The following is a 26,896-nucleotide window of genomic DNA, read 5'->3' on the forward strand; positions in this document are numbered from 1 at the left end:
CTTGCCGGTCTACGGTTGTTCGGTCAGTTCCGCGAAGAACTGGTCGACGGCCGGCCATACCCGGCTGCCGCCGGACAGGCCCCGCCACTCCCGCCGTACGATCGCGACCACCCGGAAGCAGTCGTCGATCGGGGTGATCCAGTGCTCCCGTGCGGAGTGCGCCGTGTTCACCAGCAGCGCCTCCACGTCGGGCTCCAGAGTGGCGAGCGGCGGGCAGTCCGTGACGACGTCACTCCATGCCTGCGGATCCGCCTCCCAGCGGGTGGCACCCGCCGGGCTCGGATAGTGCGCGGTCACGGTGCCGTCCGCGCGCCGCACGAAGAAGGCGAGCCCCACGGGGACACCCAGCCCCCGAGTACCCACCGGAGGCAGGCGTACCCGCCGCTGCGGCACCAGCCGGTACCGCCCCTCACTCGCTCCCGTCTCGGTGAAGAGCAGGGAGCAGGGCCGGCAGGCGCACAGCACCTCCTCGCCGCCGCCGTCGAGCAGATGGCGGTGTTCGGAGGGGACGTCCGCGCCGCACAGGTCGCAGCGCTCCACGTCCGTGCGCCGGTCGGCGGCGGAGCGGATGACACGGGCGAGCGCGCCGGAGGTCATGACCGGTCTCCGACGGGCGCCGTACGCAGGGTGAGTGCTTCGAGCGGTACGAAGGTGCTCGGCCGGCCCTCGGCCCCCGGCGCACGCTCGACGCCGGAGAGCTCGGGGGCCAGGGTGAGCACGGCCTCGCGGACCGCACTCTCCAGTTCGGTGGTGGAGGACCCGCATCCCTTGGCGGCCAGCCGCACCCGGGCGACGCCCTCGTCCACGCCCATCAGCTCGACGTCCCCGCCCCGTTCGCGCACCGAGGGGCGCAGACCGGCGACGGCGCGCTCGGCCCGGCGCTCGGGCGGTTCGGGGTGGATGCCGTGGAGCACGAGGAGGTGACCGATGAGTTCGTCACCGACCATGCGCTCCACCAGGTGGGGGTGCGCGCCGTCCATGACCCGGGCCAGGGCCTCGCCGTAGACCGCGGCGAGGACCTGCACTGCTTCGATCGCCGCGCCGGTCATGGGGCCGGGAGCGCCTTCGAGCTGTTCGAGCAGCAGGTCGAGCCGCGCCAGTCGCTCCGCGACCGTCGCCTCGTCGAGCCGCGCCAGTCGCTCCGCGACCGTCGCCTCGTCGAGCCGTGCGGTTTCAGGCATGGGCCGCTCCGTACGTGGGCGAATGCAACTTGGTCAGCGTTTGGTTCTTGCCGAGGTACATGTGTACGCCGCAGGGCAGACAGGGGTCGAAGCTGCGGACGGTGCGCATGATGTCGACGCCCTTGAAGTCGTCGGGACCGTTCTCCTCGAAGATCGGCTGGCCCATGACGGCGTCCTCGTACGGGCCGGGAGTGCCGTACATGTCCCTCGGACTGCCGTTCCACGGTGTCGGCGGGTAGGGGTGGTAGTTCGCGATCTTCTTGTCCTTGATCACCAGGTGGTGGGACAGCACACCGCGCACCGCCTCGTGGAAACCGCAGCCGATCGCCTCGTCCGGCACCTCGTAGTTCTCGAAGACCTTGGTCTCGCCGGCGCGGACGAAGCCCATGGCCTTCTCCAGGAAGTAGAAGGCCATGGCGGCGGCATACGCGACGAAGTACGGCCGGGCCCGGTCGCGCTCGATCGTGTTGCTCCACTGGGGGATCTTCCACTCCAGCGTCATCTCGGGCAGTTGCTCGCTCTTGGGCAGCGAGATCTGCACGCTGTGACCGGTGGCCTTGACGTACGGCGTGTCGACCAGGCCGTTCAGCGCCGTCGACCACAGCCGGGCCAGCGGGCCGCCGCCGGTGTCGAGGGCGAGGTGCTCCTCGCTCTTCTTGTCGTACCAGCGTGGGCTCATCACCCAGCTGTAGTTGCCGCTGAAGTCCCGCTTCTGCGGCATGGGTACCGTGGTCTGGTTCCAGGGGTGGCGCATGTCGACGGCGTTGCCCAGCGGATCGTGGGTGACGAACGCCTGCTCGTTGACCCAGTCCTCGTAGTAGGAACTGCCCAGCAGCACCCGGATGCCCAGGTTGATGTCGACGAGGTCGTTGGTGACGAGCTTGCCGTCCACGACGATGCCGGGGGTGACGTACATCGCCTTGCCCCACTCGCTCATCGTCTCGTAGCGGTAGTCGCACACGTCCGGGTTCTGCCAGGCGCCCCAGCAGCCCAGCAGGATGCGGCGGCGGCCGACCTCCTCGTAGCCGGGCAGTGCGTCGTAGAAGAAGTCGAAGACGTCGTCGTTCATCGCGACGGCCTTCTTGACGAAGTCGATCACCCGCACCAGACGGGAGAGGTAGTCGGTGAACGTGGTTGGCTCGGGCATGGTGCCCACGCCGCCCGGATACAGGGTGGACGGGTGCACATGGCGCCCTTCCATCAGGCAGAACATCTCCCTGGTGATCCGGCTGACCTTCAGCGCCTCCTTGTACACCTCGCCCTCGAAGGGGTTGAAGGCGCGCATGATGTCGGCGATCGTCTTGTAGCCGTGGATCGCGCCGTTGCGCGCCTCGGTGCGTTCGGCCCTGGCCAGCACGCTCGGGTTGGTGGACTTGACCATGGCCTCGCAGAAGTCGACGAAGACAAGGTTGTCCTGGAAGATCGTGTGGTCGAAGATGTACTCGGCCGCCTCGCCCAGGTTGACGATGGTGTCGGCGAGCATCGGGGGCTTGACGCCGTAGGCCATCTGCTGGGCGTAGTTGGAACACGTGGTGTGGTTGTCGCCGCAGATCCCGCAGATGCGTGACGTGATGAAGCCCGCGTCGCGCGGGTCCTTGCCCCTCATGAAGACGGAGTAGCCGCGGAAGAGCGACGAAGTGCTGTGGCACTCCACCACCTCCCGGTTAGCAAAGTCGATCTTCGTGTAGATGCCGAGATTGCCGACGATCCGCGTGATCGGATCCCAGGACATGTCCACGATCTGCGCGGGTTTGCGCTTGGCGCCCCGCGCCTCGGTTGCCGTCATGTCCGTGCTTTCCTCGCTCTCTTTCGCTGGGTGTGTCTCAGGGGCGCCAGTGCGCGTCGTAACCGCTCGTCAGCTCGGCCTTGGCGTGACGCCACTTGGGCTCTCGGTTGACGGCCATGTTGGTGATGCCGCGCAGTCGGCGGATGACGGCCCCGTAGGGCCTGATCAGCGCCGCGGAGAAAGTGGCGCCCGTCGGTTCGTCCATGAACGGCATGAAGGCGTCCGGGAAACCGGGCATCGTGCAGCCGATGCAGATCCCACCCACGTTCGGGCAGCCGCCCACGCCCGACATCCAGCCGCGCTTGGGCACGTTGCAGTTGACGACCGGACCCCAGCAGCCCACCTTGACCTGGCACTTGGGGGAGTTGTAGTCCTTGGCGAAGTCGGCCTGCTCGTAGTACGCGGCGCGGTCGCAGCCCTCGTGCACCGTCTTCCCGAACAGCCACTGCGGACGCAGCATGTGGTCCAGCGGGGGCGGCGGTGCCGACCCGGCCGCGTGGTACAGGAGCCATGTCAGCGTCTCCATGAAGTTCTCGGGCTGGATCGGACAGCCCGGAATGTTCACGATCGGCAGGGCACCCTGCGATCTGAAGTCCCAGCCCAGGTAGTCCGCCAGACCCATGGAGCCGGTCGGGTTGCCCGCCATCGCGTGGATCCCGCCGTAGGTGGCACAGGTCCCGACCGCGACGACGGCCCATGCGCGAGGCGCGAGGTGGTCGATCCACCAGTTGAGGGTGAGCGGTTTGCCGGTGTCCGGGTCGTTGCCGAACGACGTCCAGTAGCCGTCCCCCTGAATGATCTTCTGGTTGGGGATCGACCCCTCGATGACCAGGATGAACGGCTCCAACTCGCCCCGTGCCGCGGCGCGGAAGGGCGCGAGGAAGTCCTCTCCGCCCATGGCGGGTGAGAGCACCTTGTTGTGCAGGTTCACCTTGGGCAGGCCCGGCACGAGTCCGAGGACGATGTCCTCGATGGCCGGCTGACCGGCGGCCGTCATCGAGATGGTGTCGCCGTCGCAGCTCATGCCCTCGGAGATCCACAGGACATGGATCTCGTCGAAGCCGCTTCTCTGATCGGCCCTGTCGGGGTGTTGGCTGACCTTCGTGGTCCCGCTCATGTGCTCGGCCTCCCTTGCAGTCGGTCCCGGAGTCGGTCGTAGGCCGCGGCCACCGGTCCGGCGAACGCCAGGGCGGGGGGCTCGACGGGCGCGTTGGGGTGTGGTCGGGTCGGGGCGGTCCGCTTGGCCCGTACGAGGAGCCGCCCCAGTTCGTCGAGTTCTCGCTGGGAGACCGCGTCCCGGAGCATGGGCATCAGCTCGCCCTCCTCCTCGCGCAGATGCTCCTCGATCTCCTGGCGCAGCCGCGCGACGAGTTCGCTCTCGCGTGTGTCGTCCTCGCCGAGCCGGTCGAGGGCCAGAAGGGTCTTCTCCGCCGTGATGTGCTCGGCCAGATGGTCGTCGATCACCTGCTCCGCGTCCGGGAGCACCTCCCTGGCCAGCGGATACACCATCAGTTCCTCGACCGTCGTGTGCCTGGACAGTTCCCGTACGAGGGTCTCGACCACGGCGCGGCGCTGCGGCCCCGAGGCGGCGGCGTGATAGTCGCGGAACAGCTGCTCGACCACTCGGTGGTCGTGCTTCAGCAACTCGATGGCGTCCATGACACCCTTCCCGGTCCAGGACGGTGGTCGTCCGCCGGCCCGGCGGTGCGGTCGGCGGGAGCCAGCGAGCGGATGGCGCCGTGCAGCCGGGCCATCACCTCCGGCGGCATGGCCTCGACCCGGTCCAGGATCAGCGCGGCCCTGGGATCGGTGGCGCGCGCCTCGCGCTTCTCGTCGTCCGTGAGCACCAGCGTCCGCAGGGTCAGGATCTCGTCGATCTCCGCGGCGTCATGGAGGTCGCCCGGGCTCTCGGGCGCCACCCGGGGATGGTCGGGCAGGATGATCGGGGACGACAGCACGAGGTCGTCCGACCCCTCGGCGCCCGCCAGCACCGGGAACGTGTGCAGATTGGCGCAGTCGCGGGTGTGCTCCGCGACCTCCTCCGGAGGATCGATGGAGGAGAAGAAGGCGACTTGCTCGCCGCCGATGAAGGTGTGCGTGGCGATGAGGGCATGAGCCAGGGCCTCGTCGCGTCCGGACTCGGCGGGCACACCGGCGCAGGTGTTCTCGGTGCGCACCCGCAGCCGGTACAGCGCTCCGGGGCCGGGGAGCCGCTCCGCGCGCAGCGTCGTCCTGGCCCGGACCGGACGGCGCCGGCGCACCAGACGTCCGGCACCACCCGGCAGCTCCTCGGTCTCCTCGCCGGCCGGGGCGTCGAAGTCGAACTCCCTTTCCCCGGCCACGAGATCGTGCAGCGGAACGACGAAGTCCCGCTCGCGGGGCACCGCTTCGTCGAAGGCCAGATACACCGCCCCGGAGGCCTCCACGGAGTCCGCCGGTACGCAGTGGCCCTCCTGGTCCCGTCGCTCCACGGCCCTGTGCTGCAGCTGCAGGTAGCGCACGCGTACCCGGACCGCCGCGCCGGGCTCCGCCCGCAGCAGGCACTCGGTCTGCTGCCGCCAGGCCTCCACGGAGCCCGAGATGCTCGGTGCCACCGGACCGTGTGCCTCCGCCCAGGCGCGCGGAGCGAGGATGCCGAACTGCCAGCGCACCCGGTTCTTGGCCGACGACCGCCGGTACGGATAGAGGAGGTAGCCCTCGTAGAGGACGGCGTCGGCGACCGCGCACGCCTCATCGACCGCGGAACCAGCGGCACGCGTGCCTTCGGACGTCCGGTCAGGGTCGCTCACCGTCGCTCCTCACTCACGGCATGTCCATATTGCAGTGATTTACAACGATCACACCATTTTTCGTCGGCGGCGCGTATTGGCGGCGGACGGGTGAGGGACGCTTCGGTCCCGGGCCTGAGCGGGTCGCGGGACCGTCGATCGGTGCCGTGTCGGTGCGGTGTGAGGGGGTACTGCGGGAGTGGACTCCCGGCTGTCGGCCCCGGCGTCGAGAGGCACGGAATGCGATGCGCGAGAAGACGGAGGCGGCGGTGATGGGCATGCAAGGCGACGGCTCGCCGGACCACAGGAGTCCGGTCGGCGATGCGGCGGCCCGCCTGGCCCAGGACACCGCGCAGTTGGCGCGGAACGAGCTGCTCGCGGTCGAGAGCGAGGTCAGGGCCGCGCTCCGGCGCATCGGTGCGGGCGGAGCGCTGTCGGGCGCCGCCGGGGTGTGCGGTGTCCTGGCGCTGTGGTCGGCGCACGAGACGTTGGTGCGGTCGCTGGAGCCGATCCTGCCGGGCGCTCGCGCATCCGCCGTGCTCGGCAGTGCCTACGCCGTGGGAGCCCTGGCCCTCGCCCAGGCCGCCCGCAAGCGCATGTGCGCCGTGCCGGGGCGGCCGGCGGACGCCCTCGACCGGACGGACAGGGCCGCCACACACGCCGAACCGGGACCGGCCCACCGCGGTGACGGCCCCGCGTAGGTGCACCGTCGGCGGGATCAGCCGTCCGACAGCCGCCGTCGGTGCCGGGACCGTCTTCCGGCGAGCGCGAGCGGCCGACCACGCCGCGGCGGCGCGCCGCCCGTTCCGCCAACCGGGTGGTCGCGAGGCGCTGGTCGCGGCGCGTACGAGGGGCGCGGGAGGCGCGAATGCCGTCGCAGTGGCAGTCTGCGGGCGCGGACCGCGACCGCCCCGGCGGGTCACGGCCTTGCCGGGCGGCACCGTGCTCGCGCGCCGCGGGGGCCGTCGGCCGCTTCGGAGCGCGTACGGAAGGAGGGGTGCTCGTGGAGACGATCCCCATCGACTCGGCCCACCCGGCCGGTGCCGGCGGCACGGTCACCGAGTCGGCGTACCGGCGCGTTCGAGCCGCGCAGGGCGGGAGCACCGCGGTCGGTGATGCAAGCGCCTGGGACCTGTTCCGCATGGCCTTCGCCTCCGTCGCCCCGCCCGGGGGCCATCGGCACTCCGCCCCGGGAGGCGGTGGCGCCCATCCGTGATCCCGTCCGGGAGCCGGGTGGTGCCCCACCGTGCGTGGCACAGTGAGCCCATGTGCGGTCGCTATGTGTCCACCCGCAGCCCCGAGGACCTGGTCCGCCGCTTCCACGTCACCGACTGGAACCGGGAGGAGGTCCTGGAGCCGAGCTGGAACGTGGCGCCGACCGACGAGGTGTGGGCCGTGCTGGAACGCGCGCCCCGCGGCGGCGGCACCGTCCGGCGGCAACTACGGCCGTTTCGCTGGGGCCTGGTGCCGTCCTGGGCGAAGGACGCGAAGTCCGGCGCCAGGTTGATCAACGCGCGGGTGGAGACGGTCGCCGAGAAACCGGCATTCCGCAGTGCGTTCGTCAAGCGGCGCTGTCTGCTGCCCGCCGACGGTTTCTACGAGTGGCAGCAGATCAGGGCGAGCGACCGGTCCAAGGTCCGCAAGCAGCCCTACTTCATCAGCCAGGAGGACGGTGAGGTGATGGCCCTCGCGGGGCTGTACGAGTTCTGGCGCGACCCCTCGGTGGCCGAGGACGACGACCCCGCGGCCTGGTGGACGACCTGCACGATCATCACCACGGAGGCCACCGACGCCGCCGGCCGCATCCACCCGCGGATGCCGCTCGCGGTGGCGCCGGACCGGCACGACGCCTGGCTCGCTCCGGAGCACCAGGACCCGGACCGGCTGCGTGCCCTGCTGACCCCTCCGGCAGACGGCCGTCTCGACGTGCGCCCGGTGTCCACGGCCGTCAACGACGTCCACCACAACGGTCCCGGGCTGCTGGAGCCGGCCGCGCCGTAGTCCGCGCCGGCAGAACCGGCGGCAACGATCCCGGTCCGGCGCCGGTCAGCGGCTGCGCGCCGGACGGGGCAGCGAGAAACGCACCGTGCGCACCTGGGGCGAGAAGTGCACCACGGCGGGCCCTGACGGTGGCGGAAGCCCGGCCGCCGTCGTCAGCGTCTGGCGGAGATCCACCACCTCGGCGCGGCACAGCGTCCATGGGTCGTGGTCCACGGTGGTCCGCCACAGCACGGGCCCGATACGGGTGAAGGCGTGCCATCGGGAGGTCAGCCACAGGTCTCTCGCGTCCGGGGTGAAGGGTCCGCCCGGGCGAACGGTCAGGCGGTAGGACGGAAAGCCCCCGCGGCGTACGCCGGCATAGCGCACGGCACCGTCCTCGTGGCGCACCTGGAGAGCGCCGAGGTGACAGGGCGCCCCGATCAGCCACGCCGCCATCATGGCCCGCGTCGTGACCTCGACGGACAGGAACCACACGCCGTCGAGGCCGTCGCGACGGCGCACATAGGTGCGCAGGTTGGTCTCCGCGAAGGACAACGGGGCGGTCGGTAGAACGCCCGGGCGCAGGGCCGCCATCACGAAGGGCGTGAATCCCACCCACGCCGCGTCGTCGTACGTGTCGACCGTCAGACCCGGTGGCAGCAGAGCCTGCACGAACCGCGGTTCGTAGGGCCAGTGGACAAAGGTCTGACTGAGCCACCGCGCCTTGAGCACGGGCAGGACCACATGCCGCCCGGTGGTGCGCGACACCATGTGTCCAGATTACGCACGCCAACGGCCCAGGGCGCGGGACGCGGACGTCGTTCGGGGCGGGCCCGCGTTCGTCTTCCGGCGGCTGGGCCGGGACGGACACCCGGCGGTCCCCGTGACGCGCCTCAGGACCGGTGCCCGCCGGCCGAGGTGACCGGAAGCGGCACGGTGACGACGGGACAACGGGCCTGGCGCAGCACACCCTGGCTCACCGAGCCCAGCAGCATGCCGGTCAAGCCGCCGTGGCCCCGTGTGCCCACCACCAGGGCCAGCGCGTGGGCAGAGGCATCGGCCAGCACGGTCACGGGGTGGCCGTCGACGACCTCGTGGTGCACCTCGACATCCGGGTGGGCGGCGCCGGGACCGGCCATCGTGCCGGACAGCAGCCGGCCGCCCTCCCGCTGCGCCGTGTCCGCGTCGGCCCCCGCCAGCGGCCCGGGATGCCGCACATGGAGTGCCCGCACGGCCGCGCCCCGCAGTGCGGCCTCCTCGAAGGCGAATTCGACGGCCGCCACGGAAGGTGCGCTGCCGTCCACGCCGACGACCACGTACCCGGGCCCCTCGACGGGGTGTGCCGGCTCGGGCACGACGACCACCGGGCAGTGCGCATGGGAGATGACGGGCAGGGCGATGGATTCCGAGCCGAACAGCTCCCGTATCCGGCTCAGACGCCACGAGCCCAGGACGACGGCCGTGGCATCGCGGCTCTCTTCGCGAAGGACGGGCACCGGGTTACCGTCAGCCAGCAGTCCCGACACCCGGACCCGGGGCTGCCGCCGCTCCGCGAAGGCCACGGCAGCCTCCAGCACATGACGGCCGGCCTCCTGGAGCACCCGATCACGCACCTGCCAGGAATGCGGAAGTTCCCACCTTCGGAACTCCGTGGTCGGCACGGTGTCGGCGTGCACCAGACGCAGGGGCACCCGACGGTGCGCGGCCTCGTCGGCGGCCCAGGCCAGCGCCACCCGTTTCCCCGGGTCGGGATCGACACCGACCACGATCGGCCGGCGGTCGTCCGGTCGGGTCATCGCCAGCTCCAGCCGCTCGTACGGGACGCCTGCCTCGCCCGAGGCCCGGCCCCTCTCCACGGGTGCGTACCCGCCGGCTCGGGCCACCGGCGGAGCACCTGCCTTCCCACCAGTCTGGACGGCGACACGTGCGCAGGCATGGGCAGCCGGTACGTCCGGGCGCCGATGCCCGGGGCTCCGCCCGGTGAGCGGACGTCCGTCGAAGGGCGCCCGGCTGTTCCGCATCCCGCTGGGCGGCGTCTTGACCGCGTCCCGTCCGGGCCGTGAGGATTCCCGTGACCCGCACAGGCCGTGTCCGCACGGACACACAGGTGGCTCATGTGCACAGCACCACCGAGTCAGGAGTTGCCGCGCCCAGATGACCCGCTCCCAGCCCGGTCCCGGTCCGCGCCCCCGTGCCGCACTCGCCATGTCCCAGGAGGCCGCCGCGGCCGTGCTCGACCGCGAGTCGCTGGACGCCCTCGCCGCCGTCTGCGACCTGGCACTCCCCGTACTCGACGACCTCACCACACCCGCGGCCGTCGCGGTCCTCGCCGATGTCGACGTGCTGGTGACCGGCTGGGGCTGTCCTCCGCTGGACGAGTCCGTGCTCAGGTCGGCCCCCCGGCTGAAAGCGGTCGTGCACACCGCGGGCAGTGTGCGGCACCACATCACCGAATCCTGCTGGGAGCGCGGCATCGAGGTGTCCTCCGCCGCCGCGGCCAACGCCGTGCCGGTCGCCGAGTACACCCTCGCGATGATCCTGCTCACCGGCAAACACGTCCTCGAACGCGCCCGTGACTACCGCACGTCCCGCAGCCGCGACGAGTGGCTGGGCACCCCGCGCACCGTCGGCAACTTCCGCCGCACGGTGGGCATCCTGTCGGCATCGCTCATCGGGCGCCGTGTCATCGAACTGCTGCGTCCCCACGACCTCGACGTGCTCCTCCACGATCCGTACGTCTCCGAGACCGAGGCGGCCGGACTCGGCGTGACCCCCGTCGGGCTGGACGAACTCTTCGCGCGCAGCGACACGGTCAGCGTGCACACACCGCTGCTCCCCGAGACCCGCGGTCTGGTCGGCCGCCGACTGATCGAGTCGATGCGCCCCGGCGCCGTTCTGATCAACACCGCACGCGGAGCGATCGTCGACCAGGACGCGCTCGCCGAGGCCGCCGCGGCGGGCCGCGTCCGGGCCGTCCTCGACGTCACCGACCCCGAAGTACTGCCTCCGCAGCACCCGTTGTGGGAGTGCGACAACGTGCTCATCACCCCCCACCTGGCAGGTTCCCAGGGCAACGAGTGGCGCCGGCTGGCCGATCTCGCCCTCGCCGAGACCGCCCGATGGGCCTCGGGCGCCGGCTTCCTGCATCCCGTACGACGCGAGAGGGCGGCGATCCAGGCATGAGCACCCCCTTCGAACTGCCGCCGGAGGACCGTGGGTCGAGCCCGTACACCGGGTACACCCGCGCTCACTGGGAGACCGTCGCGGACGGGCTGCTGGCGTCCGCGTGGCGCTGGAGCACACCCGGTGACGCCCTGCTCCACCTGCCCGGACGGCCATCGCGCTCGGGGGTGCGCTCCGACGGTCTGGAAGGCTATGCCCGCACGTTCCTCGCCGCCGCGTTCCGCGTGGCGGGCGCGGACGGGGACGATCCGCACGGATGGCTGGAGCGGTACGCCCGCGGTATCGCGTCCGGTACCTGCACCCCGGGCCGTGACGACACCGAGTCCTGGCCCCTGATCCTGGACCACGATGTGCAGGGCCAGCCGATGGTGGAGTCGGCCTCGGTCGCGCTCGGACTGCGGCTGACCGCCCCCTGGCTGTGGAAGAACCTCGATCCCGGCGTCCAGGACCGGGCGGAGCAATGGCTGCGCGGTGCGCTGCGCCGTTCGCCCGCGCCGAACAACTGGTACCTGTTCCCGTTCACCGTCGCCGGGTTCCTGGAATCGGTGGGCCGCGGGGACGCGGAGACCGCGGCGGCCCGGCAGCGTGCGGTGGACCTGCTGGAGGGCTGGTACCGCGGCGGCGGCTGGTACACGGACGGGGACCACCAGGCGTTCGACCACTACAACGGCTGGGCCCTGCACCTGTATCCGATGCTCGACGCCCACCTGGCCGGGGACGGTGAGCGGTCCGCCCACTACGGCGCCCGGCTGAGCGAGTATCTCGAAGGGTTCTCGCTCATGTTCGGTGCCGATGGCGCACCGCTGCACTTCGGCCGGTCGCTCGTGTACCGGTTCGCCGCCGCGACGGCCGTCGCCCTGGGCGCGGTCACCGGGCACACCCCGCTGACCGCGGGCACCTCCCGCCGGCTGACGAGCGGCACCCTGCGCTACTTCCTGGACCGGGGAGCGCTGACCGGGGACGGTCTGCTCGGCCTCGGCTGGCACGGCCCGCACGAGGCCACGTTGCAGGCGTACTCCGGTCCCGCCTCCCCGTACTGGGCGTCGAAGGCGTTCGTGTCCCTCCTGGCGCCGGCCGGCCATCCGCTGTGGACGGCAAGGGAGGAGCCGGGACCGGTCGAGGAGGCCGACCGGGTCCTCGCTCTGCCCGCACCGGGCCTCCTGGTGCAGTCGACGCGCGCCGACGGGACCGTACGGTTGCACAATCACGGCAGTGACGACGTACGCCATCACGAGGGCGAGTCGGCGGACGGGAACGATCCGCACTACGGGCGGCTCGCGTACTCCACCCGCACCGGGCCCACGGCGCCCGGGAACGTCGCCGACAACCACTTCTCGGTGGAGGTGAACGGCCGGGCAAGCGTCCGGCGCCGCATCCACCCCCTGGGGGCAGGGCACGGTGAGGGATGGGGCTGGGCCGCGTCCTGGCACCGGCCCGTCTTCGTCGCCGGCCCCCCGATGGCGCCGGGCCTTCGGGTGGAGAGCGTCACGGTGGCGCGGGGCCGGTACGAACTGCGCGTCCATCGCGTGGTCGGTGCCCCGGACGGAGCACGGGTGAGTCTCACGGGCTGGGCCACGGGACCCGACGACACCGCGGTCTCGGCCCTGCACGGGCTGCACGGCTGGGACGACGGTCCCGAACCGCTGCGCGCCCCCCAGGGCACGGCCTGGACCCGATGGGCCCGGGTCCCCCGTCTCGGCGGGCGGGCCGGCGGCACCTCGGTGCACGTGTGCCTGGCCACCCTGACCGCCGAAGCCGAACCCACGCCTCTCGTGGACGCCGTCGCCGCCGTGGCGGTCGACGGCGACGGCGTCGAGGTGACGTGGGCCGGCGACGGGGCACGCTCAGTGGTCCGATTCCGGCCGATGAGCGTGTCACTGCTGTGAGCGGACGCCGGGGCGTCAGCCGATGTGGTAGCTGTCTCCGTACACCTTCCAGTCCAGCGGCGGGTTGAGGTTCAGGTTGCCGTTGCGCAGGAAGACACGCTGCTCGGTGTCGACACGGGTGGTGTCACTGTGGGCCTCCTCCTGCTTCATCGCCCACACCCGTGCGTCGAGGAAGGCGTTGAGGTACGCCACCTCGGCGCCGCCCTGCGCCGGGGGCTTCGCCGTACGCAGCGCACGCTTGCGGATGTTGCGGAAGCTCGTGGCGTCGTCACCGTCGCCGTGCATCACGATGGCGTCGTAGTAGGTGAACTGCCCGAGCACTCCCAGGCCGTCGGCCTTGCCCTGCTGGACGGCGGGGTTGAAGTACACACGGTCGCGCTCGTCGTTCTGCGCCTGCTGGAACACCGTGTCCTGCGCCGCCGTGCGCCAGTCCTTGGGGAAGTTCGGGTCGAGTCCGTCGTGGGAGTCGGTGCCGTTCACATCGCGCAGCGCGGGCAGGTACCTGGCGAGGACGTTGCCGGGCTTGCGGTCGGCGTAGAGCTGGACGAGGTCGAGCATGTCGCCGGTGCCGGAGCAGAATCCGATGATGCCGGCGGTGTAACCGCGCCCGTCGCCGATGTCCTCGATGTACTTGTACTGGGCCTTCCAGTCGAGCGAGGAGTTCTCCGCGCTCGAGACCAGCTTCATGGCGATCTCCTTCTTCGCCGGGTCGTCGAGTCCTGTCGCGCGGGCGGCGGTGGGGGCGGCCGCGGCGTTCGCGGCGTCGAGCAGCGGTATCGCCGCGAGAGACGCACCGAACAGGGCGAGTACGGTGCGGCGGGAGGCGTTGCGGGCGCCTGCCGCGTCGGGGGACGGATGCACCACTGGGACTCCAAGTGGGTTCGGGGGGTGGGGGGTTGTACTGATAGGAAGGTTTCCTATCAGATCCCTGGCGTGTTGGGTACCCGTCGAGCAACAGGTTCTCGTGGCGGCGCCGGTCCGAACGATCGGCCTCAGGGCAGCGGCTGTTCGGCCCAGATGACCTTGCCCGTCGGCGTGTAGCGGGTCCCCCAGCGTTCGGCGAGCTGAGCGACCAGGAACAGCCCGCGCCCGCCCTCGTCGGTCATCGCCGCGTACCGCAGATGCGGCGAGGTGCTGCTGGCGTCGAAGACCTCGCAGACGAGAGCGCGGTCGCGCAGCACACGTACGCGGACGGGCGCGCTTCCGTAACGGATCGCGTTGGTCACCAGCTCGCTGAGCACGAGCTCCGTGGTGAACAACAGCTCCTCGAGCCCCCACTCCGTCAACTTCCGTGTCACCGCCGCGCGTACCTCGCCGACGGCCGCGGGATCCTGCGGCACCTCCCACTGGGCGACGTGGGAGGCCGGCAGGGCCCGGGTGCGTGCGACGAGCAGCGCGACGTCGTCGCTCGGACGGTGCGGCAGCCGGGCGTCGAGCACGGCCCGGCAGGTCTCCTCGGGTGAGGGTCCCGATCCGGCCAGGGCGGCGCCGAGCAGCTCGAATCCGGCGTCGATGTCCTGTCCGCGGCCCTCGATGAGCCCATCCGTGTAGAGGACGATACGGCTGCCCTCCTCCAGCTCCAGTTCGGCCGTCTCGAAGGGGAGTCCCCCGAGGCCGAGCGGCGGACCGGCGGGCACCTCTGGGAACTCCACCCGGCCGTCGGGCCGGATCACGGCGGGCGGTGGATGACCGGCGCGGGCGATGGCGCAGCGTCGGGTCACCGGGTCGTAGACCGCGTACAGGCAGGTCGCGCCCGTGACGGGTGCGCCGCCCTCGGCCGCCTCGTCCTGGTCGATCCTGCCCACCAGTTCGTCCAGCAGGCCGAGGAGTTCGTCGGGCGGCAGGTCGAGTGCCGAGAAGTTGTGCACCGCCGTGCGCAGCCGCCCCATCGTGGCCGCCGCGTGCAGCCCGTGGCCCACCACGTCACCGACGACCAGCGCCACCCGGGTGCCGGACAGCGGCAGCACGTCGAACCAGTCACCGCCCACCGCGGCCCGCGCCGGGAGATAGCGGTAGGCGATGTCCAGGGCGCCCTGTTCGGGCAGCTTCCGCGGCAGCAGACTGCGCTGCAGGGTCACCGCGAGACCGTGCTCGCGCGTGTACCGGCGCGCGTTGTCGATCGATACCGCGGCCCGGGCCACCAGCTCCTCCGCCAGAGCCAGCTCCTCCTCGTCGAAGGGGCCGGGCTTCTCGGAACGCCAGAAGTTGGCCACCCCCAGCAGGAGCCCTCCGGCCCGAACCGGCACGGTGATCATCGAGTGGATGCCGTACTCCACGACCTGCGCGGAGCGCTGGAGGTCCTGAGCCAGCCATCCGTGCGCCTCGGCGAGGCATGGCTCGACGGTGGCCGGGCCGCCGGCGAGGGCCTGGGCCTGGGGGGAGGTCTCGACGAAGCGGATCCGCTCGCCCACCGGATACAGGGGCGGATCGTCCCGGATCCCGCTGAACGCCGCGCGACGCAGCCCGCCGGCCGCCTCCGGTTCCCCGCCGTGCAGTACCGCCTCGAACAGGTCCACGGTGGCGAAGTCCGCGAACCGGGGCACGGCCAGCGCGGCCAGCTCCTCGGCGGTGCGGGTCACATCCAGGCTGGTCCCCACGCCCACACCGGCGTCGTACAGCAGGGTGAGGCGCTCCCGTGCCTCCTCCGCCTTGCCGGACAGGGCGCGCAGTTCGGTCGAGTCACGGAGGGTGGCGACATGGCCGGGCGGCCCTCCCTCCAGATCCGTGGGCCGCTGGTTCACGGCCAGCAGCCGGTCCCCGACCAGATGCACCTCGTCCGTGGCGACCCGCCCGGACGCCAGCAGCTCGGCGGTATCGGTGGGAAGGCCGAGTTCGGTCACCTGCCGGCGCTCGGCGTCCGACGGCAGATCGAGCAGACGCTGCGCCTCGTCGTTGGCCAGCAGCAGGTCGCCGTCACCGCTGACGATGATCACCCCCTCCCGGACGGAGTGCAGCACCGCGTCGTGGTGTTCGTACATCCGGGTCATCTCGCGCGGTCCCAGACCGTGCGTCTGGCGCATCAGACGTCTGCTGACGAGCGCCGTCCCCGCCGTGGCGAGTGCGAGTCCCGCGGCGGCCGCGGCCAGCACCAGCGGCAGCTGCCGGTCGGCGACGCCGCCCACGTGTTCGGTGGTGATCCCGGCGGACACCAGGCCCACGACGTCGCCGTCCGGTGCCTTGACCGGTACCACTGCCTGCACCAGCCGGCCGATGGTGCCGTCGATCTCCTCGACCTCGGTGCCACCGGCCAGCGCCGGCGCGATGTTCCCCACGAACTTCTTGCCGATGCGGTCCGGCCGGGGGTGCGTGTAGCGGATCCCCTCGGTGTTCATCACGACGATGAAATCGACCCTCGACCCCTCGCGGGCCGCCTCGGCCCGTGGCTGCAGCACCGCTGTCGGGTCCGGGCCGCTCAGCGCCTCCCGTGTGCCCGGCGCGTTGGCGAAGGACTGGGCGACGGCGAGGGAACGGTTGCGGGCCTCCTGCGTGGTGTCGTGCCGCACCTGCAGCACCAGAGCCAGCACCGCGGACACCACCAGCAACAGAACGATGACCACTTGCAGGAAGAAGACCTGCCCGGCGACGCTGCGTCCGCCCAGTGCCGTCTGCAGTCCGGCGCGGGGGTCCGACCACGGGGGGCGCGACTGCCGCCCGGGGCCAGGGCGTTCCCCCTGCGATGTGTGCCGGGCGTCGTTCTCGGGCGCTCGGGCGGGGCGGTGCGCACGCGGATCGCCGGGACGGGTCGACCGAGTCCCGGTTCGACGCAGGAGCCGGACCATGTGCCATGTCTACACTGCCGGGCCCCGGGAGGCGAGGGGCGTCACATGCGCCGTCGGCCGGTTCCGGCGGCCACGAACGGCGCCAGGGCCGTGCGGGGTTCACGGGCCGGGAGCGAGCGGTCCCTCGACCGTGCGCCACCGGGCCCCTACTCACTCGCACGGGACCTCAGGCCCGAGTGGCGCTTCGAAACCCGCTTTCGGGTGAACCGGCAGCCTTTCTGCGAACGGGGCGCGTGGGTGTGCTACACCATCGCACTCGGCGGGACCACCGCGCCCGCACCGTCGTTCGCCGCACGTCCGTCGGGGGTCTGTCGTGCACATTCTGCTCGTGGCCAGCGCGTTCAACAGCCTGACCCAGCGCGTCCATGCCGAACTGCGTGACCGGGGCCACCTCGTGACGGTGGAACTCGCCCTTCCTGACGGCTCGTTGGCGGACGCCGTACGACGGCACGCGCCGCAGCTCGTCCTCGCTCCGATGCTGAGGACGGCGATCCCCCGCGAGGTGTGGGAGACGTATCCGTGCTTCGTGGTCCACCCGGGCCCGGTGGGGGACCGGGGGCCGTCCTCCCTCGACTGGGCGATCCAGGAGGGCGCGGAGCGCTGGGGCGTGACGGTCCTGCAGGCGGTGGAGGAGATGGACGCCGGTGACGTGTGGGCGTCCGTCGCGTGTCCTCTTCCTCCGGTGCCCAAGAGCGATCTGTACCGCAACGAGATCGCCGACGCGGCACTCGCGGCCGTCCTGCTCGCCGTGGAGCGCTTCGCCTCGGGTACCCACACCCCGGTCCGGCAGGACACCTCTCGGGCCCGGCCGTACCTCGATCAGAGCGTGCGCCGGATCGACTGGCACGCCGACTCCACGGAGACCGTGGTGCGCAAGCTGCGCGCGGCCGACTCGCAGCCCGGTGTGCTCGACACGCTGCTCGGCGAGGAGTGGTACCTGCACGGAGGCCACCCCGAGGACGTCCTGTGCGGTGCACCGGGGGAACTGCTGGCCACCCGCGTCGGGGCGATCTGCCGCGCGACCACGGACGGGGCCGTGTGGATTCCCGAGCTGCGCCGCCGGCGTCGTCCGGGGCAGCCGTCCACGTTCAGACGTCCTGCCGTGAGCGCCCTCGGCGACCTGCTGCCGCCCGTGCCGCGTCTGCCCGCGCTGCCGGAGCCGGGATGGCGCACCTGGACGGACATCCGCTACCGGGAGGAGGGCAGTGTCGGTTTCCTGTCGTTCTCCTTTCCCGGCGGCGCGATGAGCACCACGCAGTGCCGGCGCCTGCTGGACGCGTACCGGGAGGCGTGTACGCGTCCGACGTCGGTGCTTGTGCTGGGCGGGCAACGCGACTTCTTCTGCAACGGGATCCATCTCGGTGTCATCGAGGCCGCCGAGGATCCTGCGGCCGAGTCGTGGGCGAACATCAACGCCATCGACGACCTGGTCGAGGCCGTTCTGAGGACCACGGACCGGCTGGTGGTCTCCGCGCTCGCGGGCAACGCGGCGGCAGGCGGGGTGATGCTCGCCCTGGCCGCGGACGAGGTGTGGTGCCGCGGCGGCTGCGTCCTCAACCCGCACTATCGACTGATGGGCCTGACCGGCTCGGAGTACTGGACCTACACGCTTCCCCGTCGAGTGGGTGCCGCCGCGGCGGACCGACTCCGGCGCGAGGCACTGCCGACGAGCGCCGCCGGCGCCTGCGGACTGGGACTCGTCGACCGGGTCGTCGACTGCCGGCCGCAGGACTTCCAGGCCGAGGTGGGCCGGATGGCGGCGCGACTTGTGTCCCTGCCGGGTACCCGCACGCGTATCGCGGCGAAGAAGGCCGAACTGGACCGGCAGGAGAGCGTCGAGCCGCTGTCCGCCTTCCGGGAACGGGAGCTCGCCGAGATGCACCGGGTCTTCCACGACCCCGCCGCCCCCTATCACGAGTTGAGGCGCGCCTTCGTCCACAAGGAGAAGGCGACGTGTACACCCCCGCACCTCGCCCGCGCGACGGGCGGCCGGACGACGGCGGAACCGTTCCGGTTCGGGAGCGCGGCCACCGGAAGGACCACGCCGTGAGCGTCAGTTCGTTCACCCCCGAGACCGAGGCGCGCTTCGCCCTCGCCCGGCAGGTCGCCGACGCCGTGCTCTTCGAGGGCTCGCCGCTCCACCCGTACCGCGCCTCCGCCGCCAGGAACGGGTTGCGCCGGCAGTTCGGCGTGCTTGTGCCACCGGCCTGGAACGCCGACGACGACGAGTACGACTTCCAGCACACCGAATGCCTGATGGAGCCGGGTACGGGTGCCACCCTGGCGGTCGAGCTGCGCTTCCTGCGCGCCCGGCGTTCCGTTGCGCAACCGACCCGTTCCGACGGCGGTTCGCAGACCGCGCCCGGGCGCGGACCGGGCGGCGAGTCGCCGGCCGCTCCGGCCGGGGGCACCGAGGAACGCGTCGAGGCGGTTGTGGCGGTGGACCGACTCGCCGAGGGCGACGGGATCACGATCCCCTTCGTCCGCGCGGCGGGCGAGGAGAGCGAGCCGATCCGGGACGAGGACGGCCGCGTCGTCGGTCACCGCATCTTCCGGCACGAGGAGATCGGCGGGGTACTGCGGCTCGCGGCACGCCGCATCGAGGGGCCCTACCGGCTGATGCGGCTGACCGCGGTCGTCGAGAACACCGGCTCCTGGACCCCCGAGGAGAACGGCAACACCGACCGCGACGCGGCTCTGCGGCACTCCTTGGTCGCCACCCACCTGCTCATCGGACTCAGCGCCGGGTCGTTCCTGTCGATGACCGAACCGCCCGAGTGGGCGCGAGGCGTGAGCGCGGCCTGCCGCAATCTGCACACCTGGCCGGTGCTCGCCGGTGAACCCGGCCGCGCGGACGTGATGCTGTCCTCCCCGGTCATTCTCGGGGACCACCCGGTGGTGGGTCCGCACACCCGCCGTACGGGGCTCGAGGCCACCGACCTCGACGCGGTCCTCGCCACGACCGACTCAGCGCCCCCCGAATGGCGGGAGCCGGGAGAGGCGACCGGCTCCGGCCCCGCCCCGGCACCCGAGCGGGTTGTGGTGAACGGCCGGCACGTGGTCGCCGGGTGCCGGGTGCTGCTGAACCCGGGCCTGCGGCGCACCGACGCCCAGGACTTCTTCCTGCGGGGCCGCACCGCCACCGTCGAGGCCGTGCTGAACGACGTCGACGGCTCGGTGCACCTGGCGGTGACGGTCGAGGACGACCCCGGTGCCGAGATCCGCAGGGAACAGGGGGTCTTCCTCTACTTCCGGCCCGACGAGGTCACACCACTGGAGGACGACGCATGAGCGTTTGCCCGCACGAGGGCCCGGTCCTCGTCGCCGGTATCGGCAACATCTTCCTCGGGGACGACGGCTTCGGCGTGGAGGCCGTGCGCGCACTGAAGGAGCGCGACCTGCCCGAGGGCGTGGAGCTGCTGGACATCGGGGTGCGGGGGGTGCACCTCGCCTACCAGCTCCTCGACGGCTACGACACCCTGATCCTGGTGGACGCCACCCGGCGCGGCGGGGAGCCCGGCACGGTGTACGTCATCGAGCACGACGTCGCGGAGACGGACGGTGCGCAGCCCGTGCCGCTCGACGGCCATCGGATGACGCCCGACGCCGTACTCGGCCTGCTCGGCGCGCTCTGCGCCGGAACCGGCGCCCGACCGCCACGGCGCACGCTGGTGGTGGGGTGCGAACCCGCCGTTGTGGAGGAGCGCATCGGCCTGAGCCCTTCGGTGTCCGCGGCGGTGCCGGAGGCCGTCCGGGTCATCGAAGAACTGCTGCGCTCCGGAGAGCCCGGGCCACGCCACGCGCCTGCGCCGGGGGCCCTGGAGCGATGAGATGACCCGGCGTACGGCCGGGCGTCGCGGTTGCGGCGAACGGTGTACGCGGCCGGGCGGCCACGGCGTGCCGGTCCGGCGGACCGTGGTGCCTCGCCTCTAATGGAGCCCGGCGGGCCGCGCACGCACGCCTCGCCCCACACGGCGGGAGCCCGGGTTCGCCGGGACGGAGAGCCATGCACGAGATGTCCATCGCGATGGCGGTGATCGGCCAGGTGGAAGAGGCGGCCGAGCGGGCCGGGGACGTCACGGCGGTGCGCTCGGTGCGGCTCCAGGTCGGCGAACTGGCCGGTGTCGTACCCGATGCCCTGTCCTTCTGCTTCGAACTCGCCTGTGCCGGGACGCTGCTGGAGGGCGCCGAGCTGGTGACCGACACGGTGCCCGGACGGGCCCGGTGCACGCCGTGCGCGCACGAATGGGCGGTCGGTATGCCGCCCCTGCTGAGTTGCCCCCTGTGCGACGGCGGAGCCACCGATCTGTTGTCGGGCCGTGAACTGCAGATCGTCGGCGTGCAGTGGGAGGACGGCCGCACGCCCGTTCCCACCGCCCAACCGATCCCAGAGGAGCGCTGAACCATGTGCCGTGTGGTGGACCTGAAGCAGGCCGTGCTCGCCAAGAACGACCGGGCCGCGGACACCCTGCGGGCCGGCCTGGCCGCCCGCGGCACGACCGTCGTCAACCTGCTGTCGAGCCCCGGGAGCGGCAAGACCGCCCTCCTGGAACGGGAGCTGGGTCTGGCGCGGGAACGCTCCGTGCCGGTCGCGGCGCTCACCGCCGACCTCGCCACCGAGAACGACGCGGCGCGGCTCGCACGTTCGGGCGTCCCGGTCAAGCAGATCCTCACCGACGGGCTGTGCCATCTGGAGGCGGGCATGCTGGCCCGGCATCTGGAGGGGTGGCTGCCGGACGCGGCCCGGCTTCTGTTCGTGGAGAACGTGGGCAACCTCGTCTGCCCGGCCTCGTACGACCTGGGGGAGACCCTGCGGGTCGTGCTCGCCTCCGTGACCGAGGGCGAGGACAAGCCGCTCAAGTACCCGACGGCCTTCGGCCTCGCCCACCTGGTGGTGGTGACCAAGACCGACATCGCCGAGGCCGTCGAGTTCGACGAGGCGGAGTTCCGGGCGAACGTCGAGCGGGTCAACCCCGGCGTGGAGGTGGTGCTCACCTCGGCCCGTCGCGGCCTGGGGCTCGGTACGCTGCTCGACCGCGCGCTGGCCGCCGCGGACGGCGCTCCCGTGCACGCGCCCGTCATGGCCCGTGAGCCACACGGCCACGGCCACGGTCACACCCACGACCACGCCGACGGCGCCGGCGTTCTGACGCAGCCCCACTCGTGAGCGGTGTCCCGCCGACGGCCGTCGGCGTCCGCGCGCCGCAGCGCCGCCGGGTCACCGTGCGGGGTGTGGTGCAGGGCGTCGGCTTCCGGCCGTACGTCTACTCCCTGGCCACCGCGCTCCAGCTGTCCGGGCATGTGACCAACACGCCCGAGGGCGTCGTCGCGGAGGTCGAGGGCCCGTCGGAGGCGGTCGTCCGGTTCTGCGAACGCATCGCCGTGGACGTACCGCCCCTGGCCCGCGTGGACGCCGTGGAGCACGAGGAGATGCCCGTCGTCGGCGGGGACACCGGATTCGCCATCCTGGCGTCCCGCACGGACGGTCCCGGAGGCACCCTGATCCCGCCGGACACCGCCACCTGCGCCGCGTGCCTGCGTGAACTGGCCGACCCCGCCGACCGTCGGCACCGTCACCCGTTCGTCAACTGCACCCACTGCGGCCCGCGGTTCACGATCGTCACCGGCCTGCCCTACGACCGGGCGCACACCACCATGGCCGGTTTCCCGATGTGCGCCGACTGCTCCCGCGAGTACGCCGATCCGGCCGACCGCCGTTTCCACGCCCAGCCGGTGGCCTGCCCCGCCTGCGGGCCGCGGCTGCGGCTGCTGGTCCCACCGCCGCAGGGCGACGGGCCACCGTTGCCGTCCGCGGAGACGGACCCCGTCGCGGGGGCACGCGCGCTCCTGGCGAGCGGCGCGGTCCTCGCAGTCAAGGGACTGGGCGGCTACCACCTGGCGTGCGACGCCACCGACCCCGTCGCGGTCGCCCGGCTGCGCCGCCGCAAGGCCCGGGGGGACAAGCCGTTCGCGCTCATGGCCGGGAGCCCCGACGACATCGAGCATGTCGTACGGATCGGCCCCGAGGAGCGCGACCTGCTCACCGGCGGAACCCGTCCCATCGTGCTGCTGCGCCGCCGCACTGACCCGCCGTTCCCGGCACAGGGGCCCCACCCGGTCGACGCTGTGGCACCCGGCAGCCCCGACCTCGGTGTCATGCTGCCCTACACCCCGTTGCACCAACTGCTGTTCGGGCTGCCCGGTGACCCCGCGGGTCCCCGGCTGCTCGTCATGACCAGCGGCAACGTGTCCGGCGAACCCATCGTCACCGACGACGGCGAGGCACTGACACGGCTGGCGCATCTGGCCGACGCCTGGCTCACCCACGACCGGCCGATCCAGGTGCCCTGCGACGACTCCGTGGTGCGCGTGTGCGACGGTCGGCCGCTGGTCGTACGCCGCGCCCGGGGATATGCGCCCCTGCCGATCGCGCTTCCGGTCCCCGTGCGCCCCGCCCTCGCCGTCGGGGGAGACCTCAAGAACGTCTTCTGCCTCGGCGAGGGCCGACGGGCCTGGCTGTCCTCCCACATCGGCGACATGGACGACCTCGCCACCCAGCGGGCCTTCGAACGCGCCGTGGCTCAACTGGAGTCGATCACCCCGGTGCGGCCCGGGCTGCTGGCGGCGGACCCGCATCCCGCCTACCGCTCTGCCCGGTGGGCCGCCCGCAACACGGCGGGCCGGCCCCTCGTCCGCGTCCAGCACCATCACGCGCACATCGCCGCGGCCATGGCCGAGAACGGTCTCGACGGCGGCCGCCCGGTGATCGGGGTCGCCTTCGACGGCACGGGCTACGGCGACGACGGGGCGGTGTGGGGCGGGGAGTTCCTGCTCGCCGACTACGACGGCTTCACCCGGTTCGCGCACCTGGCTTACGTACCGCTGCCCGGCGGCGACGCCGCGGTGCACCGGCCCTACCGGATGGCGCTCGCCCATCTGCGTACGGCCCGGATCGACTGGTCGCCCGAACTGGCCTGCGTGACCGCGTGCCCGCCGGGCGAATTGCGCGTTCTCGAACGCCAGCTGGAGCGCGACCTCAACTGCGTCCCCACCTCGAGCATGGGCCGCCTCTTCGACGCGGTGTCCTCCCTGGCGGGTGTGTGCCATCGGGCGGGGTACGAGGCCCAGGCCGCCGTGGAGCTGGAGGCCGCGGCGCTGCTCGCACCGGACGGGGACCGCACGGCGTACCCGTTCGCCCTTCGCCCACCGGCGGCGGACGGTGGTCCGGTGCTCGCCGACCCGGCCCCCCTGCTGGCCGCGATCGCGGCGGACCTGCGCTCCGGTGTGGGCCCCGCTCCGGTCGCCGCCCGCTTCCACCGGGCCGTCACCGGCCTCGTGCACCAGCTGTGCGTCCTGGCGCGCGAGCGGCACGGTGTGGACACCGTCGCCCTGACGGGCGGTGTGTTCCTCAACTGTCTGCTCTCCTCGGCCTGCGCCGAGGTCCTGCGCGAGGACGGCTTCACGGTGCTGCGCCACCACCAGGTCCCGCCGGGCGACGGCGGACTGGCCCTCGGCCAGCTCGTGGTGGCCGCACGCGCCGCGACGGGATCCGACTGACCGACCGCCCGGGCAGCGCCGGGCTACGCCCCACCACCATCAGCGAGGAGAGGCCCATGTGCCTTGCGGTACCCGGCAGAGTGCTGGACATCCAGGAACGCGACGGCACGCGGATGGCCAGCGTCGACTTCGGCGGCGTGGTCAAGGAGGTGTGCCTGGAGTACCTGCCCGACCTTCAGGTCGGCGAGTACGCCATCGTCCATGTCGGCTTCGCCCTGCAGCGCCTCGACGAGGAGTCGGCCAAGCAGACGCTCGAACTTTTCGAGACCCTCGGCATGCTGCAGGAGGAGTTCGGCGATCCCTGGGACATGGCCGCGGAGGCGGCGGGAACGCCTCCGCCCTCGCACGAGGAGGCGCGGAAGTGAAGTACATCGACGAATTCCAGGACCCGGAGCTGGCCCGACGCCTGCTCGACGAGATCCATGCCACGGTGACCCGACCCTGGGCGCTGATGGAGGTCTGCGGCGGGCAGACGCACTCCATCATCCGTCACGGCATCGACCAACTGCTTCCTGAGCAGGTCGAGTTGATCCATGGGCCGGGCTGCCCGGTGTGCGTGACCCCGCTGGAGGTCATCGACAAGGCGCTGGAGATCGCCTCCCGGCCCGGCGTGATCTTCTGCTCGTTCGGGGACATGCTCCGTGTACCCGGCACCGGACGGGACCTGTTCCAGGTCCGGGGCGAGGGCGGTGACGTACGCGTCGTCTACTCGCCGCTCGACGCGTTGAGGATCGCGCAGCAGAACCCCGACCGGCAGGTGGTGTTCTTCGGCATCGGCTTCGAGACGACGGCGCCGCCCAATGCGATGACGGTGTACCAGGCGCGCAGGCTCGGCATCCCCAACTTCAGCCTGCTGGTCTCCCATGTGCGGGTGCCCCCCGCGATCGAGGCGATCATGCGGTCCCCCAGCTGCCGGGTACAGGGGTTCCTCGCCGCAGGTCACGTGTGCAGCGTGATGGGCGTGGACGAGTACCCGGAGCTGGCGGAGCGCCACCGCGTCCCGATCGTCGTCACCGGATTCGAGCCCCTGGACATCCTCGAAGGCGTACGTCGCACCGTGGCCCAGCTGGAGCGCGGCGAGCACACCGTCGACAACGCCTATCCGCGCGCCGTGCGCCCCGAGGGGAATTTGGCCGCCAAGGCCATGCTGGCGGACGTCTTCGAGGTCACCGACCGCGCCTGGCGGGGCATCGGCGTGATCCCGGCGAGCGGTTGGCGCCTGTCCGCCGAGTACCGCGACTTCGACGCCGAGTTCCGCTTCTCGGTCGAGGACATCAAGACCCGTGAACCGGACGCCTGTCGCAGCGGCGAGGTCCTCCAGGGCCTGATCAAGCCGCACGAGTGCGAGGCGTTCGGCACCCTGTGCACACCCCGCACCCCGCTCGGAGCCACCATGGTCTCCAGCGAGGGCGCCTGCGCCGCGTACTACCTCTACCGGCGCCTGGACCTCACCCCAGCGCCCCGGGAGGCGACCTCCGTTGTCTGACACGATCGACCTGACCACACCGTCCGTGGACCCGGCGGCCTGGACCTGCCCGGCTCCGCTGCGCGACCAGTCCCGCATCGTGATGGGCCACGGCGGGGGCGGGACGCTCTCCGCCGAGCTGGTCCGGCACGTCTTCGCCCCCGCCTTCGGCGGGGACGCGCTCGCCCAGCTCGGCGACTCCGCAGCCCTGTCGCTCGGCGGTGTCCGGCTGGCGTTCTCCACCGACTCCTTCGTCGTGCGACCGATGTTCTTCCCCGGCGGCAGCATCGGCGATCTCGCCGTGAACGGCACGGTCAACGACCTCGCCATGAGCGGTGCCCGCGCGTCCTACCTCTCCTGCGGGTTCATTCTGGAGGAGGGCGTCGAGATGGAACGCGTCGCCCGGGTCGCCGACGCGCTCGGCAGGGCCGCGCGAGTGGCCGGGGTCGAGGTGGCGACGGGCGACACGAAGGTGGTTGAGGCGGGCCACGGCGACGGGATCTTCATCAACACGGCCGGTGTCGGCCTCATCCCCGACGGAGTGGACCTGCGCCCGCAGCGGGTGGTCCCGGGGGACGTGGTGATCGTCAGCGGTCCGATCGGCGTGCACGGTGTGGCCATCCTGAGCGTTCGCGAGGGCCTGGAGTTCGGGGTGGAGATCGAGAGCGACTGCGCGGCCCTCGGCGGACTGGTGGAGACCATGCTCGCCGTCACCCCGGACCTGCACGTGCTTCGCGACCCCACCCGGGGCGGCCTGGCGGCGGCACTGAACGAGATCGCCACGGCCTCGGGCACGGGGGTGGTCGTCACGGAACGCGAGATCCCGGTCCCGCAGGCGGTGGCCGGTGCCTGTGCCGTGCTGGGCCTTGACCCCATGTACGTGGCCAACGAGGGAAAACTGGTGGCGTTCGTCCCGCGCGAGCACGCCGACGCGGTCCTGGAGGCCATGCGCGCCCATCCCCTGGGCCTGGAGTCCAGGATCATCGGCGAGGCGGTGGCGGTCCATCCGGGCATGGTGGTGGCCCGCACCGGCCTCGGCGGTACACGCGTGGTGGACATGCCGATCGGGGAGCAGTTGCCGAGGATCTGCTGATCGGTGTCGGCCGGGGGCCCACAACTCCGCGCGTCCTCCGCGGCGGACGTCATCGCGTATGTGACCGGCCGGCCTCAGCTGGATCGCGGTCCGGCCGCGCGCCGAGGCCGCCCGGCCCAAGGCCTCCCCTGCCGCCTGGCGCAGGCGGCGGGGGAGGGCCGGAGGAGTACCGGTACCGGCCGCTACCCCTTCGGCGCCTGCGGCCGGCACGACCGGAT

At 72.1% G+C, this 26,896-nt stretch carries 23 protein-coding genes and 1 pseudogene; 14 read left to right on the forward strand and 10 right to left on the reverse strand.

The annotated features are described in order from the left end of the window. Positions 1-9: 9 nt before the first annotated feature. The 6 genes and pseudogenes from RCR19_RS35375 to RCR19_RS35400 form a co-directional block, all read right to left on the reverse strand. Positions 10-597 (reverse strand): DUF5947 family protein, encoded by a 588-nt coding sequence (locus RCR19_RS35375; RefSeq protein ID WP_331268826.1) that lies wholly within the window; start codon positions 595-597, stop codon positions 10-12. Further along, on the reverse strand, positions 594-1,181 hold the full coding sequence (locus RCR19_RS35380; RefSeq protein WP_331268827.1) for a NifU family protein: 588 nt from the start codon (positions 1,179-1,181) through the stop codon (positions 594-596). Before RCR19_RS35380 ends, RCR19_RS35375 begins: the two co-directional genes overlap by 4 nt. Continuing rightward, on the reverse strand, positions 1,174-2,967 hold the full coding sequence (locus RCR19_RS35385) for a nickel-dependent hydrogenase large subunit (RefSeq protein ID WP_331268828.1): 1,794 nt from the start codon (positions 2,965-2,967) through the stop codon (positions 1,174-1,176). The genes RCR19_RS35380 and RCR19_RS35385 overlap by 8 nt, the downstream gene beginning before the upstream one ends. A 37-nt stretch (positions 2,968-3,004) precedes the next feature. Next, positions 3,005-4,084, reverse strand: coding sequence for a hydrogenase expression protein HypE (locus RCR19_RS35390; RefSeq protein WP_331268829.1), 1,080 nt, complete (start codon positions 4,082-4,084; stop codon positions 3,005-3,007). Beyond that, entirely contained in the window at positions 4,081-4,626 is a 546-nt protein-coding gene (locus RCR19_RS35395) for a hemerythrin domain-containing protein (RefSeq protein ID WP_331268830.1), read from the reverse strand. The genes RCR19_RS35390 and RCR19_RS35395 overlap by 4 nt, the downstream gene beginning before the upstream one ends. A gap of 53 nt (positions 4,627-4,679) precedes the next feature. Further along, positions 4,680-5,756: pseudogene (locus RCR19_RS35400) on the reverse strand (hypothetical protein); the annotation flags it as partial. A gap of 224 nt (positions 5,757-5,980) precedes the next feature. Between RCR19_RS35400 and RCR19_RS35405 the strand changes: the two are divergent. The 3 genes from RCR19_RS35405 (at position 5,981) to RCR19_RS35415 (ending at position 7,736) form a co-directional block, all read left to right on the forward strand. Beyond that, entirely contained in the window at positions 5,981-6,436 is a 456-nt protein-coding gene (locus RCR19_RS35405; RefSeq protein WP_331268831.1) for a phage holin family protein, read from the forward strand. Between the two features lie 302 nt (positions 6,437-6,738). Further along, positions 6,739-6,951, forward strand: a complete 213-nt coding sequence (locus RCR19_RS35410; RefSeq protein ID WP_331268832.1) for a hypothetical protein — start codon at positions 6,739-6,741, stop codon at positions 6,949-6,951. A gap of 50 nt (positions 6,952-7,001) precedes the next feature. Next, positions 7,002-7,736, forward strand: coding sequence for an SOS response-associated peptidase (locus tag RCR19_RS35415; RefSeq protein ID WP_331268833.1), 735 nt, complete (start codon positions 7,002-7,004; stop codon positions 7,734-7,736). 45 nt (positions 7,737-7,781) lie between these two features. Here the strand turns inward: RCR19_RS35415 and RCR19_RS35420 are convergent, their stop codons facing one another. Beyond that, positions 7,782-8,486, reverse strand: coding sequence for a DUF2071 domain-containing protein (locus RCR19_RS35420; protein ID WP_331268834.1), 705 nt, complete (start codon positions 8,484-8,486; stop codon positions 7,782-7,784). A gap of 122 nt (positions 8,487-8,608) precedes the next feature. Then, positions 8,609-9,598, reverse strand: a complete 990-nt coding sequence (locus RCR19_RS35425) for a universal stress protein (RefSeq protein ID WP_331268835.1) — start codon at positions 9,596-9,598, stop codon at positions 8,609-8,611. A 271-nt stretch (positions 9,599-9,869) separates the two neighbouring features. On the opposite strand from RCR19_RS35425, the gene RCR19_RS35430 reads away from it, so the two are divergent. Then, on the forward strand, positions 9,870-10,898 hold the full coding sequence (locus RCR19_RS35430) for a hydroxyacid dehydrogenase (RefSeq protein WP_331268836.1): 1,029 nt from the start codon (positions 9,870-9,872) through the stop codon (positions 10,896-10,898). Further along, the gene (locus RCR19_RS35435; protein ID WP_331268837.1) at positions 10,895-12,784 is read left to right on the forward strand and encodes a DUF2264 domain-containing protein; all 1,890 of its coding nucleotides are present in this window, start codon (positions 10,895-10,897) and stop codon (positions 12,782-12,784) included. The genes RCR19_RS35430 and RCR19_RS35435 overlap by 4 nt, the downstream gene beginning before the upstream one ends. A 15-nt stretch (positions 12,785-12,799) precedes the next feature. Here RCR19_RS35435 and RCR19_RS35440 read toward each other — a convergent pair whose 3' ends face one another. Next, a complete protein-coding gene (locus RCR19_RS35440) occupies positions 12,800-13,648 on the reverse strand; it encodes a chitosanase (RefSeq protein WP_331268838.1) in 849 nt (282 codons plus the stop codon). A 128-nt stretch (positions 13,649-13,776) separates the two neighbouring features. Next, positions 13,777-16,563, reverse strand: a complete 2,787-nt coding sequence (locus RCR19_RS35445; protein ID WP_331268839.1) for a SpoIIE family protein phosphatase — start codon at positions 16,561-16,563, stop codon at positions 13,777-13,779. 313 nt (positions 16,564-16,876) lie between these two features. Between RCR19_RS35445 and RCR19_RS35450 the strand changes: the two genes are divergently transcribed. From RCR19_RS35450 to hypE, 9 genes are all read left to right on the forward strand, one after another. Continuing rightward, positions 16,877-18,613 carry a hydrogenase maturation protein gene (locus RCR19_RS35450; RefSeq protein WP_331268840.1) on the forward strand — a complete coding sequence of 579 codons (1,737 nt, stop codon included), beginning with the start codon at positions 16,877-16,879 and terminating at the stop codon, positions 18,611-18,613. Then, on the forward strand, positions 18,610-19,854 hold the full coding sequence (locus RCR19_RS35455) for a hypothetical protein (RefSeq protein ID WP_331268841.1): 1,245 nt from the start codon (positions 18,610-18,612) through the stop codon (positions 19,852-19,854). The genes RCR19_RS35450 and RCR19_RS35455 overlap by 4 nt, the downstream gene beginning before the upstream one ends. After that, positions 19,851-20,393 (forward strand): hydrogenase maturation protease, encoded by a 543-nt coding sequence (locus tag RCR19_RS35460; protein ID WP_331268842.1) that lies wholly within the window; start codon positions 19,851-19,853, stop codon positions 20,391-20,393. Before RCR19_RS35455 ends, RCR19_RS35460 begins: the two co-directional genes overlap by 4 nt. 176 nt (positions 20,394-20,569) lie before the next feature. After that, positions 20,570-20,965 (forward strand): hydrogenase maturation nickel metallochaperone HypA, encoded by a 396-nt coding sequence (locus RCR19_RS35465; RefSeq protein ID WP_331268843.1) that lies wholly within the window; start codon positions 20,570-20,572, stop codon positions 20,963-20,965. A 3-nt stretch (positions 20,966-20,968) separates the two neighbouring features. Continuing rightward, entirely contained in the window at positions 20,969-21,730 is a 762-nt protein-coding gene (gene hypB, locus RCR19_RS35470; protein ID WP_331268844.1) for a hydrogenase nickel incorporation protein HypB, read from the forward strand. Then, entirely contained in the window at positions 21,727-24,120 is a 2,394-nt protein-coding gene (hypF, locus tag RCR19_RS35475; protein ID WP_331268845.1) for a carbamoyltransferase HypF, read from the forward strand. Before hypB ends, hypF begins: the two co-directional genes overlap by 4 nt. A gap of 56 nt (positions 24,121-24,176) precedes the next feature. Beyond that, entirely contained in the window at positions 24,177-24,485 is a 309-nt protein-coding gene (locus RCR19_RS35480; protein WP_079050640.1) for a HypC/HybG/HupF family hydrogenase formation chaperone, read from the forward strand. Next, positions 24,482-25,606, forward strand: coding sequence for a hydrogenase formation protein HypD (gene hypD, locus RCR19_RS35485; protein ID WP_331268846.1), 1,125 nt, complete (start codon positions 24,482-24,484; stop codon positions 25,604-25,606). Before RCR19_RS35480 ends, hypD begins: the two co-directional genes overlap by 4 nt. After that, a complete protein-coding gene (gene hypE, locus RCR19_RS35490; RefSeq protein WP_331268847.1) occupies positions 25,599-26,678 on the forward strand; it encodes a hydrogenase expression/formation protein HypE in 1,080 nt (359 codons plus the stop codon). Before hypD ends, hypE begins: the two co-directional genes overlap by 8 nt. Positions 26,679-26,896: the final 218 nt, after the last annotated feature.

Origin of the sequence: Streptomyces sp. WAC07094 (assembly GCF_036320405.1) — a bacterium.
In the GTDB taxonomy this organism is placed as follows: Bacteria; Actinomycetota; Actinomycetes; order Streptomycetales; family Streptomycetaceae; genus Streptomyces; species Streptomyces lannensis.

Coding starts and splice junctions, on each gene's coding strand:
- RCR19_RS35375 (WP_331268826.1), bottom strand. CDS start 597: ATGACCTCCGGCGCGCTCGCCCGTGTCATCCGCTCCGCCGCCGACCGG.
- RCR19_RS35380 (WP_331268827.1), bottom strand. CDS start 1,181: ATGCCTGAAACCGCACGGCTCGACGAGGCGACGGTCGCGGAGCGACTG.
- RCR19_RS35385 (WP_331268828.1), bottom strand. CDS start 2,967: ATGACGGCAACCGAGGCGCGGGGCGCCAAGCGCAAACCCGCGCAGATC.
- RCR19_RS35390 (WP_331268829.1), bottom strand. CDS start 4,084: ATGAGCGGGACCACGAAGGTCAGCCAACACCCCGACAGGGCCGATCAG.
- RCR19_RS35395 (WP_331268830.1), bottom strand. CDS start 4,626: ATGGACGCCATCGAGTTGCTGAAGCACGACCACCGAGTGGTCGAGCAG.
- RCR19_RS35405 (WP_331268831.1), top strand. CDS start 5,981: ATGCGCGAGAAGACGGAGGCGGCGGTGATGGGCATGCAAGGCGACGGC.
- RCR19_RS35415 (WP_331268833.1), top strand. CDS start 7,002: ATGTGCGGTCGCTATGTGTCCACCCGCAGCCCCGAGGACCTGGTCCGC.
- RCR19_RS35420 (WP_331268834.1), bottom strand. CDS start 8,486: ATGGTGTCGCGCACCACCGGGCGGCATGTGGTCCTGCCCGTGCTCAAG.
- RCR19_RS35430 (WP_331268836.1), top strand. CDS start 9,870: ATGACCCGCTCCCAGCCCGGTCCCGGTCCGCGCCCCCGTGCCGCACTC.
- RCR19_RS35435 (WP_331268837.1), top strand. CDS start 10,895: ATGAGCACCCCCTTCGAACTGCCGCCGGAGGACCGTGGGTCGAGCCCG.
- RCR19_RS35445 (WP_331268839.1), bottom strand. CDS start 16,563: ATGGTCCGGCTCCTGCGTCGAACCGGGACTCGGTCGACCCGTCCCGGC.
- RCR19_RS35460 (WP_331268842.1), top strand. CDS start 19,851: ATGAGCGTTTGCCCGCACGAGGGCCCGGTCCTCGTCGCCGGTATCGGC.
- RCR19_RS35465 (WP_331268843.1), top strand. CDS start 20,570: ATGCACGAGATGTCCATCGCGATGGCGGTGATCGGCCAGGTGGAAGAG.
- hypB (WP_331268844.1), top strand. CDS start 20,969: ATGTGCCGTGTGGTGGACCTGAAGCAGGCCGTGCTCGCCAAGAACGAC.
- RCR19_RS35480 (WP_079050640.1), top strand. CDS start 24,177: ATGTGCCTTGCGGTACCCGGCAGAGTGCTGGACATCCAGGAACGCGAC.